The organism is Micromonospora sp. NPDC048909, from assembly GCF_040649635.1.
Taxonomy (GTDB): Bacteria; Actinomycetota; Actinomycetes; order Mycobacteriales; family Micromonosporaceae; genus Micromonospora.
This window is the reverse complement of record NZ_JBEZFU010000017.1, coordinates 76,580-86,619: the sequence shown is the minus strand read 5'-3', so window position 1 is coordinate 86,619 and position 10,040 is coordinate 76,580. Positions and strand designations below refer to the sequence as shown.

Annotated in this window: 10 protein-coding genes; 2 read left to right on the top strand and 8 right to left on the bottom strand. The window is 73.7% G+C overall.

Going from position 1 to position 10,040, the window contains the following annotated elements; all coding sequences use genetic code 11:
* Positions 1-723: 723 nt before the first annotated feature.
* Genes AB0C04_RS30155 through AB0C04_RS30145 form a run of 3 tightly spaced genes read right to left on the bottom strand, consistent with a single transcriptional unit; the run spans position 724 to position 3,298 of the window.
* Positions 724-1,368, bottom strand: coding sequence for a response regulator transcription factor (locus tag AB0C04_RS30155; RefSeq protein WP_357061256.1), 645 nt, complete (start codon positions 1,366-1,368; stop codon positions 724-726).
* Positions 1,359-2,489, bottom strand: a complete 1,131-nt coding sequence (locus AB0C04_RS30150) for a histidine kinase (RefSeq protein WP_357061253.1) — start codon at positions 2,487-2,489, stop codon at positions 1,359-1,361. The genes AB0C04_RS30155 and AB0C04_RS30150 overlap by 10 nt, the downstream gene beginning before the upstream one ends.
* A 2-nt stretch (positions 2,490-2,491) precedes the next feature.
* Entirely contained in the window at positions 2,492-3,298 is an 807-nt protein-coding gene (locus AB0C04_RS30145; RefSeq protein ID WP_357061250.1) for a DedA family protein, read from the bottom strand.
* 100 nt (positions 3,299-3,398) lie between these two features.
* Between AB0C04_RS30145 and AB0C04_RS30140 the strand changes: the two genes are divergently transcribed.
* Positions 3,399-4,079, top strand: a complete 681-nt coding sequence (locus tag AB0C04_RS30140; protein WP_357061258.1) for a carbon-nitrogen hydrolase family protein — start codon at positions 3,399-3,401, stop codon at positions 4,077-4,079.
* Positions 4,080-4,107: 28 nt separating this feature from the next.
* On the opposite strand, the gene AB0C04_RS30135 is transcribed toward AB0C04_RS30140, so the two are convergent.
* The 5 genes from AB0C04_RS30135 to AB0C04_RS30115 form a co-directional block, all read right to left on the bottom strand.
* A complete protein-coding gene (locus AB0C04_RS30135; protein ID WP_357061247.1) occupies positions 4,108-5,604 on the bottom strand; it encodes a protein kinase in 1,497 nt (498 codons plus the stop codon).
* Positions 5,605-5,739: 135 nt separating this feature from the next.
* Positions 5,740-5,943 (bottom strand): hypothetical protein, encoded by a 204-nt coding sequence (locus AB0C04_RS30130; RefSeq protein ID WP_357061243.1) that lies wholly within the window; start codon positions 5,941-5,943, stop codon positions 5,740-5,742.
* 2 nt (positions 5,944-5,945) lie between these two features.
* Positions 5,946-6,989, bottom strand: a complete 1,044-nt coding sequence (locus AB0C04_RS30125; protein ID WP_357061241.1) for a substrate-binding domain-containing protein — start codon at positions 6,987-6,989, stop codon at positions 5,946-5,948.
* A 169-nt stretch (positions 6,990-7,158) separates the two neighbouring features.
* Positions 7,159-8,046 (bottom strand): helix-turn-helix transcriptional regulator, encoded by an 888-nt coding sequence (locus tag AB0C04_RS30120; protein WP_357061239.1) that lies wholly within the window; start codon positions 8,044-8,046, stop codon positions 7,159-7,161.
* A 137-nt stretch (positions 8,047-8,183) separates the two neighbouring features.
* Positions 8,184-8,423, bottom strand: a complete 240-nt coding sequence (locus AB0C04_RS30115; RefSeq protein ID WP_350874693.1) for a DUF397 domain-containing protein — start codon at positions 8,421-8,423, stop codon at positions 8,184-8,186.
* 261 nt (positions 8,424-8,684) lie between these two features.
* Between AB0C04_RS30115 and AB0C04_RS30110 the strand changes: the two genes are divergently transcribed.
* Positions 8,685-9,332 (top strand): GGDEF domain-containing protein, encoded by a 648-nt coding sequence (locus AB0C04_RS30110; protein ID WP_357061236.1) that lies wholly within the window; start codon positions 8,685-8,687, stop codon positions 9,330-9,332.
* Positions 9,333-10,040: the final 708 nt, after the last annotated feature.

The window sequence follows — 10,040 nt, the reverse complement described above, 5'->3', positions numbered from 1 at the left end:
CCGGCGAAAGCCAGACCAGCAACACTCAGAACGCTCTTACGCATGATCGTGTTCATGGGAAGCTCCAATTCGGGGGTAGACACCCACACCACCGACGGGGGTCAGCGGACACACGCGGGTGTAAAGCACCTCGACAAGGCGCTCAACAAAACAAGAGGGGAAAGTCTTCAGGCCGGGCCACACGTGGGGCTCATCGACCAGGGGGATCCGACGTGCGGGGGGGGGCCTCGCGGTGCCGGGTCCAGGTGTAACGGCCGGCGGCCCGCCATCATTCCGGGGGCCGAGCCACCGTCGGCGACCGGGTGAACCGGCCGGCGGCGGGGCTGCTACCTCGGCCGTCGCGGATATTCAACGACGCCGGGCGGCCCATCATTCCGGCCCCGGGATGCCCCCGGCCACACCCCAAAACGCCCACATCCGCCCACCCGAGCGGCGGTGGCGCACCCACACCTGGCGCGAACCGGACGGTCGCCCCAAACCGCGTCGACGCAAAGCCTCAGGACATGCGGAGCGACCGGCCACCGGCGTCGCGGATCACCGGCCAGCTCGTGGTGCACGGTCGCCGACGCGTCCGCGACGCCACTCCGCCCCGGCGCAACAACGGCGAAACGACCCACCGCCAGCCGGACAACCGGCGAACCAGCGACCGGCCGCCGACGAAGACGAACACCGCCATGTCGGCGAAATGGCGGAGGGCACGCGGGGTCCGGGGCGCGCGGTCGGTCAGCTGCCCAGGTAGCGGAGGATGGCCAGGACGCGTCGGCTGTAGCCGGCCGCGCCGGACAGGTCGAGCTTGTCGAAGATGGCGTTGACGTGCTTTTCCACCGCGCTCAGCGACACGTGCAGTCGTTCGGCGATCGCGGCGTTGGTGTGGCCCTGGGCCATGTGGTGCAGGACGTCCTGTTCGCGCGGTGTCAGTCGGGTGAGCGGGTCGGCGCGGTCCGAGCCGGCCACCACCTGACGGACCACCTCGGGGTCGAGCGCGGTCGCTCCGGCGGCCACCCGGTCCAGTGCGTCGAGGAAGTCGTCCACCTGGGCGACCCGATCCTTGAGCAGGTAGCCGACGCCCTCGGGACGGTCGGCTAGCAGCCGGGCGGCGTACCGCTTCTCGACGTACTGGGAGAGCACGAGAACCGCGGTGCTGGGCCGGCGTCGGCGGATCTCCAGCGCGGCGCGCAGGCCGTCGTCGGTGTGGGTGGGCGGCATCCGGACGTCCGTGACGACGACCTCGGGATGTTCGCGGTCGGCGGCGGCGACCAGTTCGTCGGCGGTGCCGACCGCGGCGACGACGTGGTGGCCCTCCTCGGCGAGCAGCCGGACCAGGCCCTCGCGCAGCAACGTCGAATCCTCGGCGAGGACTATCCGCACGGCAGTTCCGCCAGCACGGTGGTCGGGCCGCCGGTGGGGCTCTGCACCCGCAGCTGCCCGTCGAGGGCGGCCACCCGGCGGGCCAGCCCGGACAGGCCCCGCCCGGAGGGGTCCGCCCCGCCCGTGCCGTCGTCGCGCACGCGCATCCGGACCCGCCCCTCCCGTACGTCGACGTCGATGGTGACCAGGGTAGCGGCGGCGTGTTTCGCGGCGTTGGTGAGCGCCTCGCAGGCCACGAAGTAGAGCACCGTCTCGATCTGCCGATCGGGGCGTACCGCCAGGTCGTAGCGGATCCGCACCGGAACGGTCGAGCGCTGCGCGACCATGCCGAGCACCTCACCCAGGTCGCTGTCGTCGAGCGCCGACGGGTAGACCCGCCAGGCCACCTCCCGCAGCTCCTGCACCGCCCGCTGGACGTCCTCGTGGGCCTGCGCGATGAGGGCGGACGTCCGCTCGGCGTCCCGGCTACGGCGGGCCCGGCCGAGCAGCATGCCGAGCGCGACGAGTCGCTGTTGCAGCCCGTCGTGCAGGTCCCGTTCGATGCGCTGGCGTTCGGCGTCCACCGCGGCGATCGCCCCGGCCCGGCTGGCGGTCAGCTCGCGGACCCGCGCCTCCAGCGCGGCGCGCGAGTCGGGATTGAGCAGCCGCCGGGCCAGCCGGACGTCGAGCGCGCCGACGCTGGCGATGGCCTGCACGTTGAGCAGCAGCAGCACCGCGCCGACGACGAGTTGCAGCAGGGTGTCGGTCACGGTCAGCTCACCGCGTACCGCGGCGCGCAGCACGATCGAGGCCAGCACCGCCCCGACGGCGAGCACCCCGAACGCCAGCCCGCCCAGCACTCCGGGCAGCAGCCGGGCCGCGAGATAGCCGACCTCCCGCACGCCGACGGTACGCACCGGCGGCACCTCGTCGGCCGCGGCGAGCAGCCCGGCCAGCCGGCGGCGTTCCCACCGGAGCAGCGTCGCCGCGTACCGCGGGATCGCCGCCGCGACCCGGCGGCGGGCCGGCGGTACCGGCGCGGACCCGGCGGCGACGACGGCCGCGGCCAGCAGGAAGAGCAGCTCCCCCACCGCGGTCAGGACGCCGGCGGCGACACCGAGGACGACCCGTCCGCTGGGCACGGTCAGCGCGCCCCGCCGCCGGTCCGCTCGTCGGCGCCCCAGGAGCCACTGCGGTAGATGGTGCCGCGTCCGTTCGGGTCGGGCATGCCGAACGCCGGCCCGGCCGGCTCGGGCGCGGCCGGCTCCTCGGGGTTGCCGGCGGCCCGCCGGGCGCGGAGCACCCGGGACACCACGAACCAGCCGACCGCCGCCACGCAGACCACGATGACGATGTTCTGCAGGACGCCGACGTAGCCCTCGACCAGGTGCCAGTTGTCGCCGAGCAGGTAGCCGGCGAGCACGAAGGTGGTGTTCCAGATCAGGCTGCCGAGCGTCGTGTAGAGCGCGAAGGTGGCGACCGACATGCGCTCGACACCCGCCGGGATGGAGATCAGGCTCCGGAAGATCGGGATCATGCGGCCGAAGAAGACCGCCTTGACGCCGTGCCGGAGGAACCACGCCTCGGTCCGGTCCACGTCGCTGAGCTTCACCAGGGGCAGCCGCGCGGCGATCGCCCGGATCCGGTCCCGACCGAGCGCCGCGCCGATCCAGTAGAGGGCGAGGGCGCCCACCAGCGAGCCGAGCGTCGTCCAGAAGATCGCCCCGATCACACTCATCCGCCCCTGGCCGGCGACGAAACCGGCGAGCGGCAGGATCACCTCGCTCGGGATCGGCGGGAAGAGGTTCTCCAACGCCACCGCCAGTCCGGCGCCCGGGCCGCCGAGCCGTTCCACCAGGTCCGTGACGTAGCCGACCAGTCCATCCTGGGGTGGCTCGGCGTCCGCCGCGAGGCTTCCGGTGGCGAGCAGGACGTGCGAGGTTCGAATCATGCCCCCACGCTACGAACCGATCCTGAGAGGCCACCATGAGGCCGGCCACCCGACCGGCCGGCGGGACCACACCCGCGGAGGTGCGGGAAACCGCATCCCGCTGCGGCTCGCGGTGGCTCAGCCACCCTGCGTACCGAAGGACGTCGCGGCGAACGCGGGGGCGCACGCCGCCGCGGTCCGGGCGGCGCGCGCCCGGGTGGTGGTCTTCCCGGAGCTGTCGTTGACCGGGTACGAGCTGGACGCCGCCGTCGTCGCGGCGGACGATCCCCGGTTGGCGCCGCTGGTCGAGGCGTGCGCCGAGACCGGGACGCTGGCGCTGGCCGGCGCGCCGGTGCCCGGGGAGCACATCGGGGTGCTCGCGGTCGACGGCGGCGGGGCCGCGGTGGCGTACCGGAAGATGTGGCTCGGCGGGGACGAGAACCGCCGCTTCGTCGCGGGCGACCGGCCTGCGGTGCTGGAGGTCGACGGCTGGCGGTTGGGACTGGCCGTCTGCAAGGACACCGGCGTGCCGGAGCACGCCGCGAAGACCGCGGCGCTCGGCATCGACGCCTACCTGGCGGGCATGGTCGAGGCGGCGCAGGATGCCTCGGTGCCGGCCGAGCGGGCGCGGCGGATCGCCACCGAACACCGGGTGTTGGTGGCGGTGGCCAGCTTCGCCGGGCCGACCGGTGGCGGCTACGCCGACACGGCCGGCCGGTCCGGGATCTGGACGCCCCAGGCGGCGTTGGCAGCCCGGGCGGGTAGCGCGGCCGGCGAGATCGTCCGGGCCGTCCTCGACTGAGCGGCCAGGCCTCGACCGCCCGGCCGGGTCAGTCGTCGCGGTCGCTGGGCACGTCGAGCCGGTCGAGCAGGGCGTTGAGGCGGTCCGCGGTGTCGGCCGAGAGCTGTCGCCGCTCGACCTGCTCGGCGATCCGCTCCCGCAGGTCGTCGACCCGCTTGGCCCGGTCCTTCGGCTTGCCCCGGCCGAGGTCGGCCAGCTTGTCGCGCAGGTCCTCGGCGGCCCGTCGGTCGATCTCGCCCCGTGCCTGGGCCTGGGCGAGGATCGAGGCGAACTCGGCGGCCAGTTGACGCAGCCCGACCGGGGCGGGCGCGGCAGTGGTCGGCTCCGGTGCCGTGCTCGACGGCGGCACGGGTTCCGGGCTGTCGGAGGTCGCCGGCGCCTGTGGCGCCGTGCTCGTCGGGCCGGCCACCTGCGGGGACCGTGGGTCGTCGTCGCCGAGGGTGAGCGCCGCGCCGAGACCGAGCAGGAGCGCGACGCCGGCCGCCACGAGGGCGACGAGCGGGCCGCGGGACCGTCGGGTCGGACGCTCTGGCGCGGCGGCCGCCGGACGCGGCGTGACGGGCGTGCGGTCGATCAGGGTGGGCGGGTGCGCGGACGCGCCGATCATGCGTCCGGCGGGCGGGGACACGGGTGCGACGGCCGCCCGCGCGGCCGGCAGGGTGGGCAGGATCGCGGTGGGCGGGTCGGCGGGTGGGCCGGCGCCGAGCCGGTTGGCGAGCTGCGCCGCGGTCGGCCGCCGGGCCGGGTCGGTGGCCAGACAGGCGAGGGTGAGGTCGGCGATGTCGGCCGGCAGGCCCGGGATCCGCAGCGGCGGCACGGGGGTACGCCGCTCCCGCACCTCCAGCGCGTCCTCCCAGGTCTGCACGGGCAGCGGGGCGCGCCCGGTGAGCGTGCGGTAGAGCAGCGCGCCGAGGGCGTAGATGTCACTGGCCGGATCGGGCGGCCCGGCGGAGAGCCGCTCGGGGGCGAAGTACGCCGGGGTGCCCATCAGCAGCTCGCCCGTCTGGCCGGCGAGCGGGTGGTGCGGGCCGGCGAGCGCGGCGATGCCGAAGTCGAGCACCTTCGCGCCGGTCTCGGTGAGCATCACGTTGCCCGGCTTGATGTCCCGGTGCACCACCCCGATCCGGTGGGCGGCGGCGAGCGCGGCGGCGACCTGCCCGGCCAGCCGGACGGCGTCGGGCCAGGCGAGGGGGCCGCCGGTGAGGCGGTCGGCCAGATTGCGCCCCTCCACCAGCTCCATCACCAGGTACGGCACCACCTCGCCGCCGGGCAACGTCGCCTCGCCGTAGTCGTAGACCTGGGTGATGTGCGGGTGGGTCAGCCGGGCGGCGGCCCGTGCCTCGCGCTGGATGGTGGCCCGCAGGTGCGGGTCGGTGGCGAACTCCGCGACGAGCGCCTTGACCGCGACGGAGCGTCCGAGCACCTCGTCGTCGGCGCGCCACACCTCGGACATCCCGCCGAGCCCGATGCGCTCACGCAGAACGTATCGATCGTGCAGTCGGAGGGTGGGCGTGAACGGCGACATGGGCGTCCAGTGTGCCTGGCGCGGGCGGCGGCCCACCACCCGCCGTGCCGGATAACGCGCCTCGCGGCGCGGTGCGTGCCCGGATGATCGGTTCCGGACGTGGTGTGGGTCACTCCGGCACGGCGGACGGTTCGGTCAGGAGCACTGGCTCACGGTCGGCGCCGGCCGGGGCTGGATCCGGTCGGCGAGGCGGCGCAGGGCGCCGGCGGTGGCCAGTCGGGTGGGCGCGAGGCGGGCCCGTCGGGGGCGTTCGGCCTGGATCGGGGCGTCCGGCCGGGCCGAGTTGACGTGTCGGTGCACCGCGTCGATGGCGGAGATGAAGCCGGCGGGCTGTTCCATGGTCAGCTCCTCTGGACGGGTCCGGTGGAGGTCCGGACGACGAGTGTGGTGGGCAGCAGCACGTGCCCCGCCGCGAGATCCGCGGGTGGGTCGAGCAGTAGTTCGGCGGCGATCCGGCCCTTCTCCTCGGCCGGCTGTCGCACCGTGGTCAGGCCGACCGCGGCGGCCTCGGCGATGTCGTCGAAACCGGTCACCGACAGCGACGGCGCACCGGAAGCTGCCCGCTCGGTCAGGGCGTCGAGGACGCCGAGCGCGAGCACGTCGGAGCAGGCGAGGACGGCCGTCGGTGGATCGGGGCGATCGAGCAGGCCGGCGACCGCGGCGGCGGCGGCCGGCCGGTTGTTGCCGGCGGCGCTGAGTACGGTGAGCTCGGACCAGGCCACCCCGACGGCGGCGAACGCGTCGGCGAACCCGGCGAGCCGACCTCGGGTGGTCGGATGCGGCACCTCGTCCACTCCGGACAGTCGCACCGGCCCGGAGGGCAGATCCGGCAGCACAGCGTCGGCGAGCAGCGCCACCCGTCGGTGGCCGAGACCCGCCACGTGCGCGGCGATCCCCCGCGCGGCGGCCCGCTCGTCGATGCCGACGTAGCGGCTGGAGGGCCCCGCGTCGACGGGTGCGGCGGTGGTGACGAAGGGCAGGCCCCGGTCGCGGATGGCGTCCAGAGCCCATTCCTCGTCGCCGACGCAGTAGACGCAGAAGCCGTCGACGGCGGCGTTCTCCACGGCCCGCCGGGCCTCGGCGTGCACGCCCGGCATCGGCACCAGCAGCAGGCTGGTGCCGTGCCGCTCGGCCGCCGTGCTGAGCCCGGCGAGGAAGCGCACCGCGAACGGGTCGGTGAAGGCGTACGACAGCTGCGAGGTGAAGAGCACGCCGATCGAGCCGACGAAACCGCGGCGCAGCGAGCGCGCGGTCGGGTTGGGCCCGGGGTAGCCGATCGCCTTGGCGGTCTCCAGGATGCGCTGCCGCAGCGCCGCCGAGAGCTGGTCGGGGCGGGCGTAGGCGTTGGAGACCGTGCTGCGGGAGACGCCGACGGCGTCCGCCACGGCTTGGAGCGTCGGCTTCACCGATTCCCCCTTCTGTATCGATCCAGTACTGTATCGATCCAGAGACTAGCCGGAAACGTCGACGTCGGTCAACACCGAAAAGGCCGGCCCGCGGTCGACACGGGCCGGCACCGTACGCGCGGCGGGGCTGGCTGTGCGGGATGCGCGCTCAGGCGGGGTAGAGCTCGTCCCGCAGGCGCTCGAGCAGCTCGGGGGTCCGCTCGGGCGGCTCGGCCTCGACGCAGAGCCGCTCCATGGCCAACGCGTAGTAGTCCAGGTCGTCCCGCTTGTCGAGGTAGAGCGCGCTGGTCAACTGTTCGATGTAGACGATGTCCGGCAGATCCTGGTCGCCGAAGCGCAGGATGGTGAAGGCGCCCCCGGCAGCGGCGTGCCCGCCGGCGGTGAACGGGATGATCTGGAGTCGGATGTGCGGCGAGCGGGTCGCCTCGATCAGCGCGGTCAACTGCTCACGCATCACCGCCACGCCGCCGATCGGCCGACGCAGCGCCGCCTCGTCCAGCACGGCCCAGAGCTGTGGCGGGTCAGCCCGCCGCAGCAGCTCCTGGCGCCGGATCCGCAGGTCGACCCGCCGGTCGATCTCGCCGGGTGTGGCCGCGCCGTGCCCGAGCAGCACCACCGCCCGGGCGTAGCCGGGCGTCTGCAGCAGGCCGGGAACGAACTGCACCTCGTAGCTGCGGATCAGCGCGGCGGCGGCCTCCAGCCCCAGGTAGGACTGGAACCAGGTGGGCAGCACGTCACTGTAGCGGTGCCACCAGCCGGGGCTGTTCGCGTCGCGGGCGAGCTTGAGCAGCAGCTCGCGCTCCTCGGCGTCGGTGACGCCGTAGAGGGTGAGCAGATCGGCGACGTCGCGCTCCTTGAAGCCGACCCGGCCCAGCTCCATCCGACTGATCTTCGACTCGGAGGCGCGGATCTCCCAGCCGGCACCCTCCCGGGTGACCCCGGTGGACTCCCGCAGTCGGCGAAGCTGGGAGCCGAGCAGCATGCGCAGCACGGTCGGCCCGGTTGTCGGGCCGCCGTCGGCGGGAACCATCGTCACGTGCCGACCTCCGCGTACGGTCGGGCACCCGGCCCGGCCGACGTGTAAGCATGCCATGGACCGACAGTGAGGGATACTCCCGCGCAGCCGCGGGTCGCGGCGGTCGGACGCCCCCCGTCGGGGACGGGGGCGACTGGTCAGGCGATCAGGTGGTCGAAGTCGCCGTCACGGGCGCCGAGCACGAAGGCGGCGATCTCGTCGACCGTGTAGATCAGCGCCGGCCCCTCCGGGTGCCGCGAGTTGCGCATCGCGATGCCGGCCCCGCCGGGCAGCTCGGCCAGCTCGACGCAGTTTCCGCTCGGGTTGCTCCGACGGCTCTTCTGCCAGTTCACCGGCGGAAGCTGGGTAGCGGGTACGCCGTTCGGCGGTTGCTGCATGTGGAGCGTCCTCTTTGCTCAGAAGCCGGCCGATGCCGCGGGAGGAGCGGTGCCGGCGCGGGGAGAACTGTCGATATCGGACCGTGCTGCACGTGCATCTGCTATTGCATCTGCATCGGACGGCGAGCATGATAACGCACGTGATCGGTACGCATCCGTTCACAAAGAGTTACCTGACCTGGGTCACCACCAGGAAAAACGTGGACCTGTCCCGGTATGTCGGCCGCGGCGGGAGGCAGGCGGTCGCGGATGGGAGGGCCTGTGCCGGATCCGGTGAGTGTCGCGTCCGGCATCTGCGCCGCCGGGGCCCTGCTCTCCACCTGGCAACTGCGCCGTCGCGCGCTTCGGGCCGAGGCGGAGATGGAGCATCTCCAGGCCGAGCTGGCCGCGGAACGGCACGCCGCCAGCCACGACCCGCTCACCGGGCTGCCCAACCGCCGCGCCTTCTACCGGCTGGCAGCGACCCTGCTCACCGACGCGGCCGGGCGGCCGCTGATCGCCGTGGTGCTCGACCTCGACGACTTCAAGCAGGTCAACGACCGCTACGGGCACGCCGCGGGCGATCAGGTGCTGATCAGCGTGGCCGAGCGCCTGGCCGCGTTCGCCGGCGACAACCTGGTGGCTCGGCTCGGCGGCGACGAGTTCGCCGGCCTGCTGACCACCCCGACCGTGGACCGGCGCTGGATCGAGCACGCCACCGGGCGGCTCTGCGAGATGCTCGCCGCCCCGATCCCGCTCGGCGGGCTCAGCATCCGGGTGACCGCCTCGGTCGGGCTCGCGCCGGTCACCGGCCCGACCCAGCTCACCGAGGCGCTGCACCGCGCCGATGCCGCGATGTACCGGGCGAAGAGTCTGAGCGCCAGCCGCCCGGCCCGCCAGCTGGTGGAAACCGCTCACCTGACCGAGTGACCTCTCGGCCGCCGGCAGACCCGGACGACCGCTGCGACGCGAACATCGCGCGAATCCTGTTCGCCATGAGGCCCGGTGGCGCCCTCCGAAGGTGAAGGTCCCGGGGAGGATCGTGCCTTGTTCGATACGGCAGGCGACGAATGCGACCTGTGTGCCTGTTGTCGCCTCGCGCTCACCCTTTATCCGGTTCTTCTGATTCCGTGCTCGTTGTCGCCTTGGATCCATCGTTCATCCGGTTGTTCGGATGGCGAAATCAGGCGACGGCCGAGGGTTGACAAAGTGGACATAAGGTTCCTATCGCCCTCCTAGCCTCGTCCGGGTGGTCGCACATATTCAGGATGGCGGGTCGCCCTCCGTCCCCGACGAGGCTCCCGCTGCCTCCGCCGTCTCCGTCCCGGTCTTCGTCGATGCCACCGGGCGACGACGGCGCCTGGTACACCGATGCGCGGGACTCCTGGCGACCGCTGCCCTCGTGTACGTCCCGCTCGTCGCGGTGGCCGTCCTGGTCGGACCGATGGTCCCGGCCTCCGGTCCACCGCCCGCTGGCGGCGAAGCCCGGATGGTGACGGGCGACCAACCCCCCGCACCGGGGGAGGCCGACATGCTGGCGCCACCTGTCGCGCCGGTCGGCAACGGGCCCAGGGAGGAGCCCTTCCCGGCCCCGCTCGGGACTGTCGCGGCCTGGCCACCCACCGGCGAGGCCCCGTC

Coding starts and splice junctions, on each gene's coding strand:
- AB0C04_RS30145 (WP_357061250.1), bottom strand. CDS start 3,298: ATGATTCGAACCTCGCACGTCCTGCTCGCCACCGGAAGCCTCGCGGCG.
- AB0C04_RS30135 (WP_357061247.1), bottom strand. CDS start 5,604: ATGTCGCCGTTCACGCCCACCCTCCGACTGCACGATCGATACGTTCTG.
- AB0C04_RS30130 (WP_357061243.1), bottom strand. CDS start 5,943: ATGGAACAGCCCGCCGGCTTCATCTCCGCCATCGACGCGGTGCACCGA.
- AB0C04_RS30115 (WP_350874693.1), bottom strand. CDS start 8,423: ATGCAGCAACCGCCGAACGGCGTACCCGCTACCCAGCTTCCGCCGGTG.